This is a genomic window from Allotamlana fucoidanivorans, assembly GCF_045788535.1.
Taxonomy (GTDB): domain Bacteria; phylum Bacteroidota; class Bacteroidia; order Flavobacteriales; family Flavobacteriaceae; genus Allotamlana; species Allotamlana fucoidanivorans.
In genome coordinates this window covers 3,995,528-4,018,880 of record NZ_CP074074.1, presented here as the reverse complement: position 1 = coordinate 4,018,880, position 23,353 = coordinate 3,995,528, and the positions used below count along the sequence as shown (strand labels likewise).

The following is a 23,353-nucleotide window of genomic DNA, read 5'->3' as shown; positions in this document are numbered from 1 at the left end:
GTGTTTGGTATATTAATTATTTGTACATGATGTTATTCGGAAAAGTAACGGTACTTTCAAAACCATTTTCTCCTACGGCAGAAATTCCGAAGAAATAATTATCAATAACGATACCGTTCAACGTAAATTCTGAAATATCCCCCACATAACGACTGTAATCCCAAGTAGGTGAGGTGGTATCTCTCCAATATATTTTATACCCTTTAGCACTTTCAACTTTGGTCCACTTTAATCTGGTGGCAGGTTCAACAATACCACCAATAGCCACTTGTTTTGGTGCCGGAGGTGCCCAAGCCAAACAGGCTAAGTTTATAGCATTTACAGCAGTGAGTTTTTTAGCATAGCCAAAATTAACGTGCTCTATAATATCACCATAGTGAATGCCATTTTCAGTTCTAATGTCTTGATGTTGTTGCGTATAATTTTCATGAGATTCCATGATGCGTATTCCAGCAAACCCCAAATCATTGAATGGGCGGTGATGGCCACCTCTACCAAACCGATCAAGCCTGTATATCATCACAGGATTCATTTCGGGCATAAATAGTTTCGTAGTTTTATAGATGTAACGCGCTAACTGGCGCGATATACCATCAACCTCACCTCCATAAAACCGCCTAAGCTGTCTTTCATTATCAGTTTCGGTAGGAGGGGTAGGCTCTGAGAATATTCTAAATGTTCTGTTATCAATCACACCATCAACCCCTTTTATATTTCCAATCATATCATTATTTAACACCCCAATGATATTCCATTTTTTGTCTTTGGCATAACGTGCTAAACCTGCCCCTCCAAATAGACCTTGTTCTTCTCCAGATAAACCAACATAAACAATACTATTTTCAAATTGATATTGGCTTAATACACGTGCGGCTTCAATAGTTCCGGCCAAACCTGAAGCGTTATCATTTGCCCCTGGAGCATCTGTGGTAAAATCCATGGTATTGCTAGCTCTTGAATCGATATCACCACTCATAATAATGTAGTTATTAGGGTAAGAGGTTCCCTTTTGAATGGCAACAACATTAACTATCCAAGCATCATGAGGCACTCGATTATTGCCCTTTTTAGTGATAAAATCTTTTTGATAAAATACTTCTAAGCAATTATTACAGTCTTTTGAAATGGTTTCGAATTCTGATTTTACCCATCTTCTAGCCGCTCCAATCCCACGTTTATTTGAAAGGGTATCACTAAATGTATTTCTGGTGCCGAAATTAACGAGGGTTTGAATGTCTTTTTTAATACGGTGTTCTGAAATGGAGTCTATGATTTTGTAGAGATCTCCTTGAGATTGACCATTAATTAATGGTGATAAAGCAAATAGTAATAAAAGAAATAGTGTTAGTTTAATGGTCATTTTTGACCTAAAAATAGTGAAAATTAAAAACGCTTCGAAATTTTTTCCGAAGCGTTTTTTGCATTTGAGTTAGTCACTACTCTGTTTTTATTCCGAAGATATTAAAAACAATATTTATTTTCTTGTATTACTTTTTCAGCGATAATATGTCTAAGCTCTATAATGTTAGGCATATTTACATATTTAATATAGCGTTTTAATCCCATGAGCATCATGCGTTGCTCGTCTCCTGAAGAGAATGAAATTATGGAGTGTTTACCTGCTGTTTCAATGACATCAATAGCGTGAAAGAGGTTGAGTTTAGCCATGGCAATTTGTTCTTTTGCTTGTGCTTCACCATCTTTTTTGGCCATTTTCTCAGCACGTAAAATAGCCGACTCAGCTAAATAGATTTGAATTAAAATGTCAGAAGCCGCTAGCATGAGTTGCTGTTGCTGTTCGATTTTTTCACCATATTTTTGAAGGGCAGCTCCAGCCACCATTAAAAACAGCTTTTTAAGATTCTTAATAATACTTTTTTCTTCAGAGAATAATTCAGAATAGTCTGGCACATCAAACGAAGGAATACCCATAAGTTCTTCTTTTACAGCCATGGCTGGTTCAAGCACATTTACATGCCCTTTCATAGCTTTTTTTATGAGCATGCCAATGCATAGCATACGATTAATCTCATTAGTACCCTCATAAATCCTTGAAATTCGGGCATCGCGCCAAGCTGATTCCATAGGTGTATCTTCTGAAAAGCCCATGCCTCCAAAAATCTGAATACCTTCATCGGTACATTTTTGTACAAACTCTGATACGGCTACTTTTAATATTGAACATTCAATAGCATACTCTTCAACACCTTTTAATTCAGCTTCTTGGTGGGTGTCTTTGCCATTGTTTTTTCTAAGTTCAATTCTATCTTCTATATCTTTTGAAGCCCGATAGGTAGCAGCTTCGCCCACCCAGCAATTAGTAGCCATTTCTGCAATTTTTTGCCTAATAGCTCCAAAGCTTGATATAGGGGTTTTAAACTGAATACGCTCATTAGCATATTTTACAGATTCAGAAATTGTACGGCGTTGTGCATCTAAACATGCTGCTGCTAATTTGATTCTTCCAACGTTAAGGGCATTCATAGCAATTTTAAACCCATTTCCTCTTGTAGATAGCATATTTTCAACAGGAACCACTGTTTCATTAAAGAAAACTTGCCGTGTTGAAGAGGCTCTAATACCCAATTTGTGTTCTTCTTCACCCATGGTAATGCCATTTGGGTTTTCAGGATCGTATTCTACAATAAAGCCCGTAATATTCTTATCATCTTCAATACGAGCAAAAACAATCATTAAGCGACAAAAACCAGCATTTGAAATCCACATCTTTTGCCCTGTTATCTTGTAGTGCGTACCATCGTCAGAAAGTACCGCTTTGGTTTTTCCCGAATTGGCATCGCTACCTGCACTCGGTTCGGTTAAACAATAAGAACCAAACCATTCACCTGAAGCTAGTTTAGGTACATATTTTTGTTTTTGGGCTTCATTGCCATAAAGTGTAATAGGTAAGGTACCTATACCTGTATGTGCACCAAAGGCCGTACTAAAAGACCCTGTGGCACCAGAAATATAATCGCACACCAACACAGTGTCTACAAAGCCCAAGCCCATACCACCATATTCTTCTGGTACCGCAACGCTTAAAAAGCCCAACTCACCAGCTTGACGCATACAAGATTCTGTTAAGGCGTAATCTTTTTGTTCAAATTGAGCCTTTTTTGCCCATACCTCTCTGTCTAGAAATTCAGTAACTGCCTCTTTCATCATGAGCTGATCTTCATTAAAATCTTCAGGGGTGAAAATAGCTTCGCAGTTTGATTCTTTTACTAAGAATTGTCCGCCCCGTAGTATGTCTTTTTCCATTTGTATAGTACGTTTTTTTAGTTTAAAAATTCGAAAATTCCACAAGCGCCTTGGCCAGTGCCCACGCACATTGTAACAGCGCCGTATTTCCCTTTCATATCTCTTTTTCGCATTTCATCAAAGAGTTGAACAGAAAGTTTTGCGCCTGTACAGCCAAGCGGGTGCCCCAACGCAATGGCGCCACCATTTACATTGACTAAATTGGGGTTGAGGTTCAACTCACGGATTACGGCAATAGCTTGCGATGCGAATGCTTCATTAAGTTCAATAAGCTCTAAATCTTCCTGTTTAAGTCCTGCTAGTTTTAATGCTTTTGGAATAGCTTTTACAGGGCCTATACCCATAATTCGTGGTTCTACACCTGCGGCTGCATAGTTTACTAAACGGGCAATAGGTTCAAGGTTTAATTCTTTAACCATATTCTCGCTCATAACCAGAACAAAAGCGGCACCATCACTCATTTGAGAGGAATTACCGGCCGTAACACTCCCACCTTGAGCAAAAACTGGACGTAGTTTAGCAAGAGCCTCTAAGCTGGTTCCTGCTCTAGGGCCTTCATCTTTTATAACGGTATATTTTTTAGTGGCTTTTTTACCCTGCTCATCAATATAAGTTTGTTCTACCTCAATGGGAACTATTTGATCTTGAAAACGGTTTTCGGCTTGGGCTTTTAAAGCTTTCATATGTGAATTATAGGCAAATTCATCTTGATCTTCACGGGATACTTTAAATTGATTTGCTACCGCTTCAGCCGTATTTCCCATGCCCCAATAATAATCTTCATGGCCAGCCTTAACAATGTCATAATTTAATTCAGGTTTGAATCCTGTCATGGGTACAGCGCTCATACTTTCTGCTCCACCTGCAATAATACAATCGGCCATTCCAGATTGAATTTTTGCGGTGGCAATTCCTATTGTCTCAATACCTGAAGAGCAAAAACGATTAACCGTTACTCCAGGAACTTCGACAGAATTTAATCCCATTAAGGAAATTAAACGTGCCATATTCAACCCTTGAGATCCTTCGGGCATAGCGTTGCCAACAATGACATCGTCAATACGAGTTTTATCCAGTTGAGGTAATTCCTTCATCATGTGCTGGATGGTTTCAGCCGCCAATTCATCCGTTCTTTTAAAACGGAACACTCCTTTAGGTGCTTTTCCTACAGCTGTTCTGTATGCTTTTACTATATATGCTTGTTTCATTTTTTTATGCTTTTAGGCTTTAAGCTATATGCTTTAAGCTCAAATATTTAAAATAAATCTCGCCTATTGCTTAGAGCATAGGTCTTAAAGCTTAGTAACTAGTTCCGTAATGGTTTTCCAGTTTTTAACATGTATTGAATACGCTCTAGAGTTTTACGCTCTGTACATAAGCTTAAAAAGGCTTCTCGTTCTATGTCTAGCAAGTACTGTTCGGTTACTAAAGTAGGTTCTGATAAATCACCTCCGGCCATGACATAGGCTAGTTTATTGGCAATTTTTTGATCGTGTTCGCTAATATAATTAGCTGCTTCCATAGAATCAGTGCCTACTAAAAACATACCAAGTGCTTGTTTTCCTAATACCTTAACGTCCTTACGTTTTACAGGCATTGTATAACCGGCATCTGCCATTAATTTAGCATGAGCTTTAGCCGTTGCAATCTGTCGGTCTTTATTGACAACAACAAGGTCTTTTCCTTTTTGAAGTACACCTAAATCAAAGGCTTCATAAGCTGAGGTGGCTACTTTTGCCATACCAATGGTTAGGAAGTATTCTTGTAAAATATTGAGTTCTACATCCCCTTTTCTAAAGGTGTCTGAAGCACGTAAAGCCATTTCTTTTGAGCCACCACCCCCTGGTATTACACCAACACCAAACTCAACAAGTCCCATATAAGTTTCTGCTGCTGCTACAACCTTATCTGCATGCATGGAAAGCTCGCAAGCTCCCCCGAGGGACATACCATGAGGTGCAGATACCGTAGGAATTGCAGAGTAGCGCATGCGCATCATGGTGTCTTGGAAGTATTTTATGGCCGCATTGAGCTCATCATATTCTTGTTCAACAGCCATCATGAAAATCATGCCAATATTGGCCCCAACTGAGAAATTGGCACCTTGGTTACCAACTACTAACCCCTCGAAATCTCTTTCTGCAATATCTATGGCTTTATTTAATCCAGCTAATACATCACCACCTATGGTGTTCATTTTAGATTGGAATTCGCAGTTTAATATACCATCACCTAAGTCTTCAATAACAACACCAGCATTTTTAAATACTTCGTTTGTTTTTCGGATGTTGTCTAATATAATGAAAGCATCTTGTCCTGGTTTTTTCTCGTATGTTTTGCTTGGTATATTATATGTGTAAGTTGCTCCTTGTTTAACAGTGTAGAAGGATTCAATTTCGGAAGCAACCATATCTTTTACCCATGTAGCTACAGATAACTCTTCGGATTCAATCAATTCTAAACCTTTAGAAACGCCGATAGCGTCCCAAATTTGAAAAGGACCATGCTCCCAACCAAAACCAGCTTTCATGGCATCATCAATCTTATAAAGGTCATCTGAAATTTCAGGAATGCGATGCGATACATAGGCAAATAGAGCAGCAAATGTTTTTCTATAAAATTCACCAGCTTTGTCTTTTCCTGAAATGAGTACTTTAAAACGATCAATAACTTTATCAATAGGTTTTGTTAATTCTAACGTAGCAAATTTTGCCTTTTTAGATGAACGGTATTCCAGTGTATCTAAATCTAAAGAGAGGATTTCTTTTTTACCATCAGGAGAAACTTGTTTTTTGTAAAAACCTTGTCCCGTTTTACTGCCAAACCATTTGTTTACTACCATAGTACTAATAAAATCTGGTAGTTTGAATAGTTCTAACTGTTCATCTGTTTTGCAATTTTCGGCAATACCATTGGCTACATGAACCAAAGTATCTAATCCAACAACATCTACAGTTCTAAAGGTTGCTGATTTAGGTCTACCAATAACGGGGCCAGTAAGTTTATCAACCTGTTCAATGGTTAAACCCATATCTTTTACGGTATGGAATAAACTCATTATGCTAAATATCCCTATACGATTGCCTATAAATGCCGGGGTATCTTTAGCTATAACCACTGTTTTTCCTAAGAATTTTTCACCATAGTCACTTAAAAACTCTAATACAGAAGTATCGGTTTTTGGACCAGGAATAATTTCAAAGAGTTTTAAATAACGGGCTGGGTTAAAAAAGTGTGTGCCACAAAAATGCTTTTGAAAATCTTCACTACGGCCTTCACTCATAAATTTAATGGGTATGCCAGAAGTATTACTAGTAATGAGTGTGCCTGGGGTTCTATACTTTTCAAGGTTTTCAAATACCTGTTTTTTTATGTCTAAGCGTTCAACAACAACTTCCATAATCCAATCAACATGAGCCACTTTACTAATGTCATCTTCTAGATTTCCAGTTGTAATTCTGTTGGCAAACTTTTGATGGTAAATAGGGGAAGGCTTTTGTTTTAAAGCAATTGTTAAGGCATCATTTACAAGACGGTTCCTAACAACCTTATCGTTTAAGCTTAAACCTTTTTCTTTTTCATTTTCGGTTAATTCTCTGGGAACAATATCAAGAAGTAGAACATCTACACCAATATTTGCAAAATGGCAGGCTATACCGCTTCCCATGATGCCTGAGCCAATAATGGCAATTTTTTTTATTCTTCTTTTATTCATGTTGTGTTTTACTAATCGTTTTGATTGTATATTTTTTTGTTACAAACTCTATCTAAAATAACTTCAGAAACGTCATAAAAATGTGCTAATTGCTCTTCAGATACATGTTGCTTAATAGCATCATTAAAAGTGAGTACACGTTCTCTGGAAAGATCTCTTTTTTCAAGACCAAATGGGGTTAAACAGATGAGAACACCACGCCCGTCTTCGGGGTTTGGTTTTCGTTCAATGAGTCCTCTTTTCTCCATTGCCTTTAATATTCTTGATAAGCTTGTCGCTTCCATGCCCATTTTAGGTCCTAATGCTGTAGATGGCGTTCCTTTTTCAGGATCAATGCTTAAAAGTGTAAAACCTGTGGCCATGGTGCTGTCAAATTTGGCGGCTTCTTCATTATACATTTTTTGTACTGCCAGCCATGTGGTGCGTAGCATGTAATCTATGGTTTTATCTTTCATTTTAGTTGATTTTCTCAAATATAGTAAAATTTGTTATGCGCGCATAACAAATTTTACTAAAACATCATAAAAAATGCTGTAAAAAACCTTTAGAGAATTTTATGAAACGGGACGGTAAATGTCTTCAATAAGGTCTTTATATTTTTCTAGAATAATTGACCGCCGCATTTTCAAGGTAGGCGTAAGGTGTCCTGAATCTATTGACCATACTTCAGGAGTTAATCGGAATAATTTTATTTGTTCCCATTTTCCAAATTTCGTGTTGCATTTGTCTATTTCTTGCTGAATTCTTTTTTGCACAATTTCTGAGTTTGAAATAGCGTCATGAGAGTCTTCAATGGGATGGTGTTTGCGCTCTACCCATTCATGCACAAATTCAAAGTTAACTTGTATTAGGGCAGCAGGCATTTTTTCACCCTCACCAATGACCATGACTTGTTCTATAAAGCGAGATTGTTTTAATTCATTTTCAAGAAGCGTAGGAATTACGTATTTTCCGCCAGACGTTTTAAACATTTCTTTTTTGCGTCCTGTAATTTTTAAAAAACCGTCGGCATCAATTTCGCCTTTATCTCCTGTGTGAAAATAGTCGCCTGTCATGACAGAAGCTGTTTTTTCAGGATCCTTGTAATACCCTAACATAACATTAGGACCCTTAATCAAAATTTCACCATCGTCTGCTATTTTTACTTGAACATTGCGAATAGGCTTTCCTACTGTACCTACCTTATACATATTGTCGTTGTAATACCCTACGGATATTACAGGCGACGTCTCTGTTAGGCCATAGCCCTCCATAACAAGCATACCAGCAGCTCCAAATATTCTGGCTAATCTAGGTTGTAAAGGAGCACTTCCAGATACCATTGTGTAAAGTTCTCCGCCGAGAGCTTCGCGCCACTTACTAAAAATGAGCTTATTTGCTATACCTAATTTGAACTCGTACCAAGCACCATTTTTTTTGTAAGGTTCCCAATGTTCCCCTAAATTAACAGCCCAGTAGAACAGCATTTTTTTTATGCCAGATAGCTCGGCCGCCTTAGCCATGATTTTATCATAAACTTTTTCAAGAAGTCTAGGCACAACACTCATAAGGTTTGGCTTTATCTCTTTGGCATTTTCACCAATTTTATCAAGAGCTTCGGCATAGTAAATTGAGGTGCCTGCATGCTGATAAACATAAATTAAAACCCGCTCAAAAATGTGACAAATAGGTAGAAAGCTTAGCACTCTGGTTTCAGACCCTCTAAGGGGTACTCTTGGAACACTGTCTAAAACATTACTTGTAATATTCCAGTGCGAAAGCATAACACCTTTGGCTTTTCCAGTGGTTCCTGAGGTATAGATAATAGTAGCTAAATCTGTAGATTTTACTTCTCTTTTTCTGGTTTCTACAGCCTCTTGATTATCTGTGTCTTTGCCTAAATCTAATAATTCAGAATAGTGCTTACAGCCTTTAATTTCATCAAAGGAGTAAACGTCTTTTAATTTGGTTTTAGCTTTTACCTTATTTACTTTTTCTAACACTTCTGCATCGGAAACAAAGCAATAAATAGATTCACTATGATTAAGTATATACGCATAATCATCAGGGGAAATTGTTGGATAAATAGGAACATTTTGCGCGCCAAGTTGAAGCACGCCAACATCAACTATATTCCATTCGGTTCTGTTTGTTGATGAAATAACTGCTATTTTATCGTCCTTTTTTACACCTAATTTTAAAAGCGCCCTGCTTATAGCATTCGCTTTATCAATATATTCTTGAGTAGAGGTTTTAATCCATTCACCGTCATACTTTGTTACCAAAGCAGCTTCATTAGGCTTATTTTCGAGTTGATAGTAAGGAAAATCAAAAAGTCTAGTTATTTCTATCATTAGCTATTAATATGTTTTGCTGTATTGCAAATTATGAAATTAAATAAGATTTTCAAATAAACTGATAAAAGAAGGTATAAAGATTTAGTAGTGTTTTTTATAATTTTTACGAATATCTTAATTTTTACCTAAAAAAATCTCATAATGTTTTATTAAATTCTTAAAATTTTTTCCTTTTCATAGTAGTTCAGTTAAAAGTGTTAAGTAATTGTTAATTGGATGTAAAATTTCAAACGTTTTCGTAATTATTTTAAAATGAAAAACTTTTAAAATCAGTGGTTTACTGACTTTTGTCAGTTTTATTTTCTTTATCCGAGTCTACCTTTGTAAGTGTAAAATAAAACGGATTTTTTCAAAATATTAATACATAAAAAAATGGAAGTAAAACAATTTAAAGGCGGTGTTTGGACTGAACAAGTCAATGTTAGAGATTTCGTATTTAATAACATTACACCATATTACGGAGATTACAGCTTTTTAGTAGGACCAAGTGACCGAACTAATAAAGTATGGGAAGTTTGTAAAGTTGCAACCAAAGAAGAAAGAGATCGCAATGGCGTTCGTGCAGTTGATACAGATACTATTTCAACGGTAAGTGCTTTTGCTGCTGGGTATATAGATAAGGAGAATGAAGTTATTGTAGGATTACAAACCGATGAGTTATTAAAACGTGCCATGAAACCATTTGGTGGTTTTAAAGTGGTACAAAAAGCGTTATCAGAACACGGTGTTAAACCAAATGAAAATTTAACTGAACTGTTCTCTAAATATGTAAAAACCCATAATGATGGTGTTTTTGATGCATATACTTCTGAGATAAGAAAATACCGCTCATTAGGGTTCTTAACAGGACTGCCAGATAACTACGCTAGAGGTAGAATTATTGGTGATTACCGTCGTGTAGCATTATATGGCATCAACTTTTTGATTGAAAACAAAAAAGCGGATTTAGAAAATATCACAGGGCCAATGACAGAATCTGTTATTCGTTTACGTGAAGAAGTGTCAGAGCAAATAAAAGCATTGAAGGATATGCTTGAATTAGGTGCTAAGTACGATTTAGATTTAAGTCGTCCTGCCGAAAACGCTCGTGAAGCCGTGCAATGGACTTACATGGCGTATTTAGCTGCTGTTAAAGAACAAGATGGTGCAGCCATGTCTTTAGGTAATGTGTCTACATTTTTAGATATCTATATTGAGAATGATTTAAAAGAAGGTCTGATTACCGAAGAAGAAGCACAAGAGTACATTGACCAGTTCGTGATGAAATTACGTATGGTGCGTCACTTAAGAATGAGTGCTTACGATGAGATTTTTGCAGGAGACCCTACTTGGGTTACTGAAGCTATTGGTGGGATGTTTGAAGATGGAAGAACTAAAGTAACTAAAACTTCCTTCCGTTTCTTAAACACACTTTATAACTTAGGGCCATCTCCAGAACCAAATATGACCGTACTTTGGTCACAAGAATTGCCGCAAAATTTTAAAGATTTCTGTGCTAAAGTAGCTATTGACACCTCTTCAATTCAGTTTGAAAATGATAACTTAATGAGAGCTGAGCGTGGTTCTGATGATTATGGTATAGCATGTTGTGTGTCTTACCAAAGTTTAGGTAAATCTATTCAGTTCTTTGGGGCTAGAACAAACTTAGCAAAAACGTTATTGTTAGCTATTAATGGTGGTCGTTGTGAAAATACAGGAACATTAATGGTGGAAGGTATTGAACCTTTAGAAGGCCAGTACTTAGACTTTGATAAAGTTATGGCTAACTTTAAAATTGCCATGAAGCAGGTGGCAAGAGTTTATAATGATTCTATGAACATTATTCACTACATGCATGATAAGTACTACTATGAAAAAGCGCAAATGTCTTTAATAGATACTAACCCAAGTATTAACATAGCTTACGGTATTGCTGGTTTATCAATTGTGGCCGATTCATTGTCAGCTATTAAATATGCTAAAGTAAAACCAATTAGAAACGAAGAAGGTTTATCTGTAGAATTTAAAATTGAAGGCGAGTTCCCTAAATATGGTAATGATGATGATAGAGTAGATGCTTTAGCTGCTAATGCCGTTGCCGATTTTAATAACGAGCTTAAACAATTACCAGTTTATAAAGATGCAGAGCCTACACTATCTGTATTAACTATTACATCAAACGTGTCTTATGGTAAGAAAACAGGAGCTACACCAGATGGTAGAGCCAATGGTATTCCTTTTGCTCCAGGCGCAAACCCAATGCACGGTCGTGATTGTAATGGTGCTATAGCATCTTTAAACTCAGTATCTAAAATTGATTATAGAAATTCTTTAGATGGTATTTCAAATACCTTTTCAATGGTACCAAAATCTTTAGGATCTGATGAAACTGATAGAATTGAAAATTTAGTGTCTATAATTGATGGTTATTTCACTAGAAAAGCACAGCACTTAAATGTGAATGTGCTAAACAGAGAAACTTTAATGGATGCTATGGAGCACCCAGAAGAGTATCCTCAATTAACCATTCGTGTTTCTGGTTACGCTGTAAACTTTGTTAGATTAACAAGAGAGCAGCAAATGGAAGTTATTACACGTTCTTTCCACGAATCCATGTAGTTTTATTAATATTTTGAATGCATCTGAAAATTAAGTTTAAAAGCTTAATTTTCGGATGCTAATTTTAAAAACGAATATTATCAAAACTCAAGACAACACATTAAGGGTTCACTCTATTGAGTCCTTTGGAACTCACGATGGTCCAGGTATTAGATTTGTAATTTTTTTACAAGGTTGTAAATTAAAATGCTTGTACTGCCATAACCCTGATACAATTGATACAACAGGAGGGCAGGAATACCATATTGAAGATTTAGTACAGCGGGCCGTAAAGATGAAGCCTTACTTTGGAAGAAAAGGAGGTGTAACAGTTTCGGGAGGAGAACCTTTGCTGCAATCAAAGGAGTTAATTCCTTTTTTTAAACGATTAAAGGAAGAAGGTATTCATACTAATATTGATACCAACGGTAGACTTTTAAATCACTTTGCTGTTGAATTGCTTGATGAGTATGCAGATTTGGTTATGCTAGATATTAAGCACATGACAGAGGAAGGGTATGAATACATTACTGGGCAGCGTAATAAAGAAACCACATTCAATTTTGCAAAACATAGAGAGCAATCAGGAAAAACAATGTGGTTGCGGTATGTTTTAATTCCAGAGATTACAAACAAACCAGAATTATTACACGCACTAGGTGAATATTTTAAAGATTATAAAACTATAGAGAAAATTGAAATTCAACCGTATCATAAATTAGGGATTCATAAATGGGATACCCTTGGTTGGGATTATCAATTGAAAGATGCTCGTGAAAATACAGATGAAGAACTTCAAGGAGCAGTTAATATATTGAAAAACTACTTCAAAGAAGTAAAGGTTAACTAAATAAGATGTTCTAAACAACATCGAAAATTAATGAAATTATGAAAACTAAAAAACTAAAAAATAGATGGCTAATTGCTGCCTCTGCGGTAGGAATACATATTTCAATAGGTTCTGTTTATGCATACTCTGTTATGACAAACCCTGTTAAAGATGTTTTTGATGTAGATGGAAGTGTTATAAAATGGGCTTTTAAAATAGCCATCTTACTACTGGGGCTTTCAGCAGCCTTTTTAGGACGATGGGTTGAGAAAGTAGGGCCGAAAGTAAGCGGAACTACAGCAGGATTATTTTACGGTTTTGGAATTTTAGGATCAGGGTTCGCGGTTCAACTGGAATCATTAACCTTGTTCTATTTATGTTACGGTGTGATAGGAGGCATTGGTTTAGGTCTAGGGTATATCACTCCTGTAAGTACGTTAGTAAAATGGTTTCCAGACAGAAGAGGATTGGCAACTGGTATGGCTATCATGGGCTTTGGTTTTGCGGCCTTAATATTTGGCCCAGTAATGCAATCTTTGTTTGATTCTGTTGGTGTTTCAAACGCATTTTATATTCTAGGTATTATTTATATGATTTTAATTTTATCTTCAGCAAGATATATTGAAAGACCTCCAGAAGGGTATATGCCAGAAGGATTTAAACCTGGTGAAGGGAAAACCATTAAAGCCGATATGGCTAATATTGATGCTAACGCGTCTCTTAAAACACCACGTTTTTATTATATCTGGATTATGATGTTTATTAATATTTCTTGTGGTATTGCTATTATTTCGGCCGCGAGCCCAATGATGCAGGAAAAACTAAATTATACACCAATGGAAGCTGCGGGTATAGTTGGTTTAATAGGGGTGTTTAATGGTTTAGGAAGAATTATGTGGTCTACACTTTCTGATTATCTTGGTAGAGCCAATACCTTTATTATTTTCTTCGGATTTCAAATATTAGCCTTTTATTTCTTACCAGAAATTACAATGGAACTAGCGTTCTTAATTGTATTATTTACCGTAATTACTATGTATGGTGGTGGTTTTGCTACATTGCCCGCTTTCTTGGGTGATTTGTTTGGAACAAAACAATTGGGAGCCATTCATGGTATGGTATTGGCCGCTTGGGGATTAGCAGGTGTAGTAGGTCCTACTATTTATGACATGGTAAAAAATGCCACAGGATCATTAGATACAACATTACATGTATTTGCTGGCTTATTTGTTATAGCATTAATAGTTTCAATATTAATGAAAATAACAGTGGTCAAAGCATATAAAAAGATGAATTTAAAAACGGAAGCGGCGAATAAGAAGTTGAAGTTTGCATAACGTTTTTTTGGTTGGTTTGATTAAATAGAAAAACACTTTGCTTTTTAATATGCAAAGTGTTTTTCGCTTTTATAAAGTAATGAAAAACTTTACTCTTTAATTAAAAGGAGTTTTTGATTTAGTTCATCTTGAACAATATGTACGTAATATACTCTGCTGGGTAATCTTGAGATATTAATAGTATTGTCTGTTGTTTGCCCTTGTAAAACTTTCTTGGAAAACATATCATGAATAGTATAGTTGAACACCTCAAACGGTAAGTTTTTAACTGAAAATTGTTCTTTGGTTGGGTTTGGCGAGATGTACGGGGCTTTTAGTAATTTAGCATAGGTGTTATTTTCTTCAATTTCGACAGGTTCATTATCACAAGAACCTTTTATATATATGTCTAAATTATTTGCGTCTTTATAATCCTCATAATGTAAACTTTTAGCTTTTTGTAGGTGTTTACAAGCCAATTTATGATTTCCTAGGTCATGATAAATAACTCCCAAGTATCTGTGTGCATAAGCATTTTTAGGTTTATTTCAACGGCTTCCGTCAAATCGATAATGTCCTTATCTGTATCACCAGTTTTATAATATAACCACCCTCTTATTGTCCTGAGATCTTTTGTTGGTTTTTATAGCTATGTGCATTTATGGTATCTTCCTTTGGAAAAGCAGTTTCTGCATGAATTAGTGCTTGTTTAAACATACCTAAGTCGGTGTATACAGCTGCAATTGTTCGGTTCGCAAAACCATGTTTTTTCCATTTTTTTAAAACGATATTTAAATAATGAAGCGAAAGCCTGTAGGCTTCCATATTATATAATGATGAACCCAAATTGTAAGTAGAAACCATGTGTCTCACTTCATCCTTTTTTGTCTTGATTTCCTCGGAAGTTAATAACAAATTTTTGTATTGATAGTGTAAGGCTTTATCAGGCTGTTCTAACATGGAATAAACTTGTCCGAGGTTACCATAAAAAGCGGCTAAAAAATCTTTTTTAAGAGTATATCCTGACTTTTTTAGCCAATAAAATTGATCTTCAAGTCTAAAAAATCATCTAAAGCTAAAACCTTATTACCAAGTTCCATTCTAATCTGAGCTCTTCTCAAACGAGCCTCATGATTTTCGGCATTATCTAATATTACCTTGTTTAACTCACTAAGTTTATCAAAAAGACGTTTAACAGCTGGTTCAGTTAAATTATCAAAGCTTAAAGTGTGATTAAGACGTTTAATGGTTCTTCCTTTTTTAAATTCCCATGTGGTGGTTTTTTTACCTGTTTTGTCAAAGCTATACCCTAAACCATTCAGCATGCCTTTCTTGTAATAATAAATTTCGTTTAGTGAGCCACTTTTATAATATGTTTTTAGGCTATCAATTTTATCGTCTGTTCCGTACCATTCTTCAATGGAAATATTACCGTTTTTAAAAAAGTAACGCGTGACTTTATTTGCTGAATATGCATTTGATTTCACTGTTAGGTAAAAGCAAGAGCAAAAAAGTAGGATTTTCAAGATGTTTTCTTTCATGAAAGAAAAATATCAAAATATAATCAAATAAAAAAAGCCTTTTTTATAAAGGCTTTTTCTAAAATATAGATTGTTGGTTTAGTGCTTTTCTATCCAAAGTCTGGCATTAACAAAAGCTTCTAACCAAGGAGTTACGTCGTCTTGTCTGCCATCAGGGTAATTAGCCCAGTTCCATTGGAAGGTAGAACGCTCAATATGCGGCATAGTTACTAAGTGACGCCCTGTTTTATCACACATCATAGCGGTGTTAAAATCTGATCCATTAGGATTATGCGGATACCCTTCGTAACCATATTTAGCCACTATATGATATTGATCTTCACCGTAAGGAAGGCTAAATTTACCTTCGCCATGCGAAATCCAAACCCCTAAAGTACTACCAGCCAATGTTGAAAGCATAATGGAGTTGTTTTCCTGAATTTTTACAGAAGTAAATGAACTTTCGTGTTTATGAGAATCGTTATGAAGCATTTTTCCATGCACTTTGTGGTCTGGGTTAATTTCTTCCAACTCCATAAACAGTTGACAGCCATTACAAATTCCAATCGATAAGGTGTCTTCTCTGTTAAAGAAATCCTGAATAGCTTTATTGGCCTTTTCGTTGTACTTAATGGCACCAGCCCAACCTTTAGCAGAACCTAAAACGTCTGAATTAGAGAAGCCTCCCACAGCTCCTAAAAACTGAATATCTTCAAGAGTTTCACGACCAGAAATTAAATCGGTCATATGTACGTCTTTTACATCAAAACCAGCTAAATACATAGCATTTGCCATTTCACGTTCTGAGTTACTTCCCTTTTCACGTAATATAGCAGCTTTTGGTCTTTTGCTATTTAATTCAGGACGCTTTCCTGTAAAATGTTTAGGGAAGATATACTGAAGTGGTTGATTTTTATAATTATCAAAACGATCTTGTGCTAATCCGTTTGCCGTTTGTTTTTGGTCTAATAAGTATGAGGTTTTGTACCAAACATCACGCAAACGAGATACCATCATGGTAAATACTTCTGTTCCGTTAATAATGCTTAGCGTATCAGAATCAGTCACTTTACCGATATTGAAAAATTCAATACTGGCTTCAGATAAAACTTTTTCTACGGAGGTATCTTTCGCTTGAATAACGATACCTGCATTTTCGGCAAATAAAACTTTAAACGAATCTTTTTCAGCTAAAGCTGTTATATCTAACTCGGCTCCTGTATGCGTATCAGCAAAACACATTTCTAATAAAGTAGTCACTAATCCACCGGAAGCGACGTCATGACCAGCAACAATTTGTTCGTGTTTAATTAAATTTTGAATGGTATTGAAAACGGTTTTTACATAAGTGGCATCATTTATATTCGGTGCATCTTTACCTATTTTATTAATAACCTGAGCAAATGAACTTCCACCAAGTTTAAAACTATCCTGAGAAATGTTGATGTAGTAAATAGCACCTGCCTGTTTTTTAAATACTGGTTCTACCACTTTATTAATGTCGTTACAGCTACCTGCAGCCGAAATGATAACCGTACCAGGCGCAATAACATCTTCATTCGGATACTTTTGCTTCATTGATAAGGAATCTTTACCCGTTGGGACATTGATACCTAAGTCGATAGCAAATTCAGAAACGGCTTCAACAGCTTCGTATAAACGGGCATCTTCACCTTCATTTTTACAAGGCCACATCCAGTTTGCAGAAAGGGATACCGATTGTAATCCGTCTTTTAACGGAGCCCAGATAATATTGGTTAACGACTCCGTAATAGAGTTTCTACTACCTGCCACTGGGTTAATTAAACCAGAAATAGGGGAGTGCCCAATAGAGGTTGCAATACCTTCTTTACCTTTAAAGTCTAACGCCATAACCCCAACATTGTTAAGAGGTAGTTGTAATGGTCCAACACATTGTTGTTTAGCAACTTTACCACCAACACAGCGGTCTACTTTATTGGTTAACCAATCTTTACAAGCTACGGCTTCCAGTTGTAAAACCTGATCTAAGTAATCATAGAATTTATTAGAAATATAACTTACATCACTATAATTTCTGTTAACTGTTTTGTCTGTCATGACTGTTTTTGGCGAGCTGCCAAACATATCTTCCATGGCTAAATCCATGGGCTTGCGACCGTTTGATTTTGATTCAAACGTAAATCGGTCATCTCCTGTTACATCACCTACCGTGTACATTGGCGAGCGCTCGCGCTCAGCAATACGTTGTAATGTTTCAATATGTTTTTCACCAATAACCAATCCCATACGTTCTTGAGATTCGTTACCAATAATTTCTTTGTCTGAAAGTGTTGGGTCTCCAACAGGAAGCGCATCTAAATCAATTTTTCCACCAGTATCTTCCACCAATTCTGATAAACAGTTTAAGTGTCCGCCTGCCCCATGATCATGAATAGAAACGATAAAGTTGTCATCGCTTTCTACCATCCCACGAACCGCATTAGCAGCACGTTTTTGCATTTCGGGGTTAGAACGTTGCACCGCATTTAATTCGATACCTGAAGCAAATTCACCAGTATCGGCACTTGATACGGCAGCGCCGCCCATCCCAATACGGTAGTTTTCACCACCTAGAATAACAATTTTATCACCTGTTTTTGGGGTGTCTTTTAAAGCTTGTTCTTTTTTACCATAACCAATTCCGCCAGCTTGCATGATAACTTTATCAAAACCAAGTTTGCGTGCATCTTCTTCATGTTCAAAAGTTAATACAGAACCACAGATTAAGGGTTGCCCAAATTTGTTCCCGAAATCTGAAGCACCATTTGACGCTTTTATTAAAATATCCATGGGGGTTTGGTATAACCAATCGCGTTCTTCAACCGCTTTTTCCCATGGTCTGTTTTCTTCTAAACGGGAGTAAGATGTCATATAAACAGCTGTTCCAGCTAATGGAAGGGATCCTTTTCCTCCAGCTAAACGATCACGAATTTCACCCCCAGAACCCGTTGCGGCTCCGTTAAAAGGCTCTACTGTTGTTGGGAAGTTGTGGGTTTCTGCTTTTAATGAAATAACAGAATCAAAATCTTTAGTGGTGTAAAAATCAGGAACATCGGCACGTTTAGGAGCAAATTGTTCTACTTTTGGGCCTTCAATAAAGGCTACGTTATCTTTATAGGCTGAAACAATAGAGTTTGGATTAGTTTCAGATGTTTTTCTGATTAATTTGAATAATGAGGTTGGTTTTTCTTCACCGTCAATAACAAAGGTTCCGTTGAAAATTTTGTGGCGACAGTGCTCACTATTTACTTGTGAAAATCCGAAAACCTCAGAATCGGTTAAAGGACGCCCAATTTTCTTAGAAACATTTTCTAAATAGTCTACCTCTTCATCACTTAAAGAAAGACCTTCCTGAATGTTGTAGGCGGCAATATCTTTAATATCAAGAATGGGTTCTGGTTCAATGTTAATAGTAAAAGAATCTTGATTTAAGCCGTTAAATTTTTCAGAAATCATGGGGTCAAAATCTTTGAAATCTTCTGCCACCACTTCAAACGCTTCAATTCTAATAATGCCTTGAATCCCCATGTTTTGAGTAATTTCAACGGCATTGGTACTCCAAGGGGTAATCATAGCAGCGCGAGGACCAACAAAAAAAGCATCCAATGATGCTTGCTCTAACTTAGGTTGATTGCCAAAAAGCCATGTTAATTTTGAAATAGTTTCTGTTGATAATTCTTTTGTTGTTTGAACAGCAAATACTTTGCTATTAACGTTTCCAAAGAAATGAATCATTATGTATTGATTTGTGTGTGTTTAAGAAAACGCAAAAATACATTTTTTTACGCTATATAGATTATAAATAATTTACATTTTAAGCGCTTATTTAATGAGGTTTCTGCATAATTAATATGTGGTGTGTTCAAAATCTCATGTGTATAGGTTTAATTCTGAAATAATTTTTATATTTCGACCTAGATTTGAAGCTGTATTTAGCTTTGAGAAAGCCCCAAAAACACGCTATGAATGCCTTAATTAGCAATAAACAAAAGTTTACTTTTGTGTTTTTATTTGTACTGGTTATAGATATTTTCGTAAAACTATACTGTCCTATATTTCCATTTAGATATATCTCTAAAGCCCCTGTGATACTGCTGCTTATTGTGTTTTATTTAACACATCAGGAAGAGGATAATAAGCGTAATTTTTGGTGGATGTTTCTGGGTTTGAGTGTCTTTTTTCTGGGAGATATGCTTATAATATCACATGAAAATGTAGTTTGTCTTGGTTTAAGTTTGCTTTTATTTACCTTAGGTAAATTATTTTTTAGTTTTAGGTTTTCTAATAAGAATGATTTTAGGGTATCTCGGTTAATTCCTTTTTCAATAGTCATTTTTCTTTACACTTTAGCTATAGTAAGCTATGTTTATGATTATTTAAATGCATTTTTTTTACCCGTAATAATTAGTTATTTCATCTCATTGCTTATGTTTCAACTTACTTATTTAAGAAAGGGTAGTGTGAATGATGCGAGTTATAAATTTGTGTTTTATGGTGTAATCTGCTTTTTTATTTCAGAAGGGGTCATGGTGATAAAGACATTTAGGGGAGATGTGCCTTTTCAAGATACAATCATTATGTTTTTTTACGGACTTGCTATGTTACTTATTGTTAAGGGTGTGATTTTGGAAAAGAAACAGAAGTATCCTTCTGTACACGTTTTAAATCTAAAAGATTAATCGGGTTTACGCCTAATCCCTTCACATTTTTTTGAGTAAACCGCACAACTTCATCATAGTATAAAGGTACCATTAAGGCTTTATCCATAGCTAAAGAATCCATTTTTGTATAAAGATGTTTTCGCTTTTCTATATCAGTAATGGTGAATGCATGATTATAGAGCGAATCAAACTGTTTATTATTATAATGAAAGTAGTTGGAACCGCCTGGGGCAAAATTTTTACTATAAAAAATAGAAAGATAGTTTTCGGCATCTAAATAATCGGCTATCCATGAGCTACGAAACATATCTACTTTTCCATTTGACCGAGCAGACCGTAAAGAAGCCTCTGGCATGACATCAATATGCATCTTTAATCCGGCTTTTTCCATTTCACGCTGAATAAATTCACAAAAACTAAGGTAATTACTGGTGGTTACCAATGTGATTTCAGGGTGGGATATACCGCTTTCGGTTTTAAACGTTTCAACTAATTGCTTTGCTAATTGTGGGTTGTAGGCAAATCCATTTGTTTTTGAATAACCAGGAAGACCCAGAGGAATGAAGCCGCCTTGAGCAGGATTGCCAATGCCATTGCGCAAATAGGTTATCATTTTTTTACGATTAAAACCATAATTTATGGCTTTTCTAATGGCTTCTGATTGTATTTCAGGGGTTTCAGAATCTAGATAAAAACCAAGATATTCTGTGTTTAAATATGGGCCTTTTATAATGTTTACAGCATTACTGTATTTACGTCTTAATTGGCCATCGGCGGTAAGGAGTTCATCTTTATACGAAGCATCTAGACCTGAGAGGTAATCAATATTACCTTGTGCAAATTGAAGAAATTCACTCTGTTTATCGGGTAAAAAGGTTACTGCTACAGCTTCTAAATAGGGCAATGCTTGCCCGTTTGCGTCCTTTTCAAAATAGTTTTTATGTCTCCTAAAAACAAGTTTAATATTTTCTTCCCAACGCTTAAAATAAAAAGGACCTGTTCCAACGGGATGTGATCTGAAATCAATACCATAATATTCTACCACTTCTTTAGGCACTACAGAGCAGTATTTCATGGTGAGTAAGCCAATAAATGCAGGAAAAGGTTGTTTTAAATAGATTTCAAAAATTGAGTCATTTATTGCTTTAAAATTATCTACTTTGTTTAAAACCCAGCTTCCGGGAGCAGCTAGTTCGTTATCTCTCAAACGGTTAAAACTATATTCAAAGTCTGTTGGTGTTACAGTTCTGGTAGAGTCTTTGCCTAGTAGCGGATGCTTATGAAAGTATACATCATTCCGTAATACAAAGTTGTAGGTTAATCCATCTTCAGAAACGGACCAACGCTTTGCTATACAGGGTAGAATGTTTAATTGATCATCAAGCTGAACTAGGCCATTAAACAATTGATTGCACACGTTGTTGTCTTGTAATGTTCTTGAAAAAGCTGGATCTAAGGTGTTAATATTGGCATATTCATTATACCTAAAAACTAAATGGTCTCTATTTAGTTTAGTCTTCTTTCCACAGGATAAAAGCAAAAAAACAACACAACTAATTGATAAATAGTTAATTATTTCGTTCGAATTAGGTTTTAACATATAACTTATTAGTTGTAAATTTGCAGGCTCTTATGGAGCGTAATAGTAAATGAAATTTGTTGTTTACGTTTTGCTATTTGCAATGCTGCATGTAAAAGTAATTAGTTTTCTGTTTTCACGGAAATAAAAAAGATATGAATAAAAAAGTCGCTTTTTATACTTTAGGTTGTAAGTTGAATTTTTCGGAAACCTCAACTATTGCGAGAGATTTTCACAATGAAGGATTTGAAAGGGTTGATTTCGCTGAAAAAGCCGATATATATGTAATTAATACATGTTCTGTAACAGAGAATGCCGATAAGCGTTTTAAAACTATTGTGAAGCAGGCTCAAAAAGTAAATCCCAATGCTTTTGTTGCAGCGGTAGGGTGTTATGCGCAACTAAAACCTCAAGAATTAGCTGATGTAAATGGTGTAGATTTGGTACTAGGGGCAACAGAAAAATTTAAGATTACCGATTACTTGAATGATTTGTCAAAAAATGATTTTGGAGAAGTACATTCTTGTGAAATTGAAGAGGCCGATTTTTATGTGGGCTCATACTCTATTGGGGATAGAACGCGTGCTTTTTTAAAAGTTCAGGATGGTTGTGACTATAAATGTACGTATTGTACCATTCCACTGGCAAGAGGTATTTCTAGGAGTGATACTATGCAAAATGTACTAAAAAACGCCAAAGAAATTTCAGAACAAAATATTAAGGAAATTGTCTTAACAGGTGTAAATATTGGAGATTATGGTAAAGGCGAATTTGGTAATAAAAAGCATGAACATACGTTTCTTGATTTAGTAACAGAATTAGATCAAGTAGCAGGGATTGAGCGCTTGCGTATATCATCAATAGAACCTAATTTACTAAAAAATGAGACGATAGATTTAGTTTCAAAATCTAGAGCATTTGTGCCACATTTCCATGTGCCTTTGCAATCGGGGTCTAATGCGGTTTTAAAAAAAATGAAACGTCGCTATATGCGTGAACTGTATGTTGATAGAGTGGCAAAAATAAAGGAAGTGATGCCACATGCTTGTATTGGGGTTGATGTGATTGTTGGTTTTCCTGGGGAAACCGATGAACAATTTCTTGAAACCTATAATTTTTTAGTGGATTTAGATGTTTCATACCTCCATGTTTTTACCTATTCAGAACGAGATAATACAGAGGCGGCTACCATGGATAGTGTGGTTCCTAATAATGTAAGAAGTAAACGTAGTAAAATGCTACGTGGTTTATCAGTAAAAAAACGCCGTGCGTTTTATGAAAGTCAACTTAATACCAAACGCACTGTGCTATTTGAAAGTGAAAATAAAGAGGGCTATATACATGGATTTACAGAAAATTATGTAAAAGTGAAAGCACCATGGAATCCTGAATTGGTAAACACGTTGCATGTTGTTGAACTCACTCATATAGATGAAGATGGATTGGTAAGATTCAATTTTCAAGAGGAAAAAGTAGCATAAAAAAACCGAAACATTTAAGTTTCGGTTTTTTAGTTTTTCAAATGAATCTTACAA

At 35.6% G+C, this 23,353-nt stretch carries 16 protein-coding genes; 5 read left to right on the top strand and 11 right to left on the bottom strand.

Annotation, left to right across the window (positions count from 1 at the left end; genetic code table 11):
- Positions 1-16: 16 nt before the first annotated feature.
- The 6 genes from KFZ70_RS17075 to KFZ70_RS17050 all read right to left on the bottom strand — a co-directional run bounded on the left by KFZ70_RS17075 (position 17) and on the right by KFZ70_RS17050 (position 9,312).
- A complete protein-coding gene (locus KFZ70_RS17075) occupies positions 17-1,360 on the bottom strand; it encodes a M28 family peptidase (protein ID WP_139697807.1) in 1,344 nt (447 codons plus the stop codon).
- Between the two features lie 101 nt (positions 1,361-1,461).
- Complete coding sequence (locus KFZ70_RS17070; RefSeq protein ID WP_139697805.1) at positions 1,462-3,264, bottom strand: acyl-CoA dehydrogenase family protein; 1,803 nt, start codon at positions 3,262-3,264, stop codon at positions 1,462-1,464.
- Between the two features lie 17 nt (positions 3,265-3,281).
- Positions 3,282-4,472: an acetyl-CoA C-acyltransferase gene (locus tag KFZ70_RS17065; RefSeq protein WP_139697803.1), complete on the bottom strand. Its 1,191-nt coding sequence runs from the start codon at positions 4,470-4,472 to the stop codon at positions 3,282-3,284.
- A 98-nt stretch (positions 4,473-4,570) separates the two neighbouring features.
- Positions 4,571-6,979 (bottom strand): 3-hydroxyacyl-CoA dehydrogenase/enoyl-CoA hydratase family protein, encoded by a 2,409-nt coding sequence (locus KFZ70_RS17060; protein ID WP_139697801.1) that lies wholly within the window; start codon positions 6,977-6,979, stop codon positions 4,571-4,573.
- An 11-nt stretch (positions 6,980-6,990) separates the two neighbouring features.
- Positions 6,991-7,434, bottom strand: a complete 444-nt coding sequence (locus tag KFZ70_RS17055; RefSeq protein ID WP_139697799.1) for a MarR family winged helix-turn-helix transcriptional regulator — start codon at positions 7,432-7,434, stop codon at positions 6,991-6,993.
- A gap of 99 nt (positions 7,435-7,533) precedes the next feature.
- Positions 7,534-9,312 carry a long-chain fatty acid--CoA ligase gene (locus KFZ70_RS17050; protein ID WP_139697797.1) on the bottom strand — a complete coding sequence of 593 codons (1,779 nt, stop codon included), beginning with the start codon at positions 9,310-9,312 and terminating at the stop codon, positions 7,534-7,536.
- Positions 9,313-9,687: 375 nt separating this feature from the next.
- On the opposite strand from KFZ70_RS17050, the gene pflB reads away from it, so the two are divergent.
- Genes pflB through KFZ70_RS17035 form a run of 3 tightly spaced genes read left to right on the top strand, consistent with a single transcriptional unit; the run spans position 9,688 to position 14,058 of the window.
- On the top strand, positions 9,688-11,913 hold the full coding sequence (gene pflB, locus KFZ70_RS17045) for a formate C-acetyltransferase (RefSeq protein ID WP_139697795.1): 2,226 nt from the start codon (positions 9,688-9,690) through the stop codon (positions 11,911-11,913).
- Positions 11,914-11,968: 55 nt separating this feature from the next.
- Positions 11,969-12,742, top strand: a complete 774-nt coding sequence (gene pflA, locus KFZ70_RS17040) for a pyruvate formate-lyase-activating protein (protein ID WP_139697794.1) — start codon at positions 11,969-11,971, stop codon at positions 12,740-12,742.
- 38 nt (positions 12,743-12,780) lie between these two features.
- Complete coding sequence (locus tag KFZ70_RS17035) at positions 12,781-14,058, top strand: OFA family MFS transporter (RefSeq protein WP_139697793.1); 1,278 nt, start codon at positions 12,781-12,783, stop codon at positions 14,056-14,058.
- 89 nt (positions 14,059-14,147) lie between these two features.
- On the opposite strand, the gene KFZ70_RS17030 is transcribed toward KFZ70_RS17035, so the two are convergent.
- The 4 genes from KFZ70_RS17030 to purL form a co-directional block, all read right to left on the bottom strand.
- Complete coding sequence (locus KFZ70_RS17030) at positions 14,148-14,552, bottom strand: T9SS type A sorting domain-containing protein (RefSeq protein WP_139697792.1); 405 nt, start codon at positions 14,550-14,552, stop codon at positions 14,148-14,150.
- 100 nt (positions 14,553-14,652) lie between these two features.
- Positions 14,653-14,997, bottom strand: coding sequence for a hypothetical protein (locus tag KFZ70_RS17025; protein ID WP_139697791.1), 345 nt, complete (start codon positions 14,995-14,997; stop codon positions 14,653-14,655).
- A gap of 71 nt (positions 14,998-15,068) precedes the next feature.
- Positions 15,069-15,524, bottom strand: a complete 456-nt coding sequence (locus KFZ70_RS17020; protein WP_139697790.1) for a hypothetical protein — start codon at positions 15,522-15,524, stop codon at positions 15,069-15,071.
- A 132-nt stretch (positions 15,525-15,656) separates the two neighbouring features.
- Positions 15,657-19,313 (bottom strand): phosphoribosylformylglycinamidine synthase, encoded by a 3,657-nt coding sequence (gene purL, locus KFZ70_RS17015; protein ID WP_139697789.1) that lies wholly within the window; start codon positions 19,311-19,313, stop codon positions 15,657-15,659.
- A 203-nt stretch (positions 19,314-19,516) separates the two neighbouring features.
- Between purL and KFZ70_RS17010 the strand changes: the two genes are divergently transcribed.
- On the top strand, positions 19,517-20,257 hold the full coding sequence (locus KFZ70_RS17010) for a lysoplasmalogenase family protein (RefSeq protein WP_407515783.1): 741 nt from the start codon (positions 19,517-19,519) through the stop codon (positions 20,255-20,257).
- Here the strand turns inward: KFZ70_RS17010 and KFZ70_RS17005 are convergent.
- On the bottom strand, positions 20,190-21,839 hold the full coding sequence (locus tag KFZ70_RS17005) for an ABC transporter substrate-binding protein (RefSeq protein ID WP_139697787.1): 1,650 nt from the start codon (positions 21,837-21,839) through the stop codon (positions 20,190-20,192). The genes KFZ70_RS17010 and KFZ70_RS17005 overlap by 68 nt on opposite strands.
- Positions 21,840-21,973: 134 nt before the next feature.
- On the opposite strand from KFZ70_RS17005, the gene mtaB reads away from it, so the two are divergent.
- A complete protein-coding gene (gene mtaB, locus KFZ70_RS17000) occupies positions 21,974-23,299 on the top strand; it encodes a tRNA (N(6)-L-threonylcarbamoyladenosine(37)-C(2))-methylthiotransferase MtaB (protein ID WP_139697785.1) in 1,326 nt (441 codons plus the stop codon).
- Positions 23,300-23,353 lie beyond the last annotated feature (54 nt).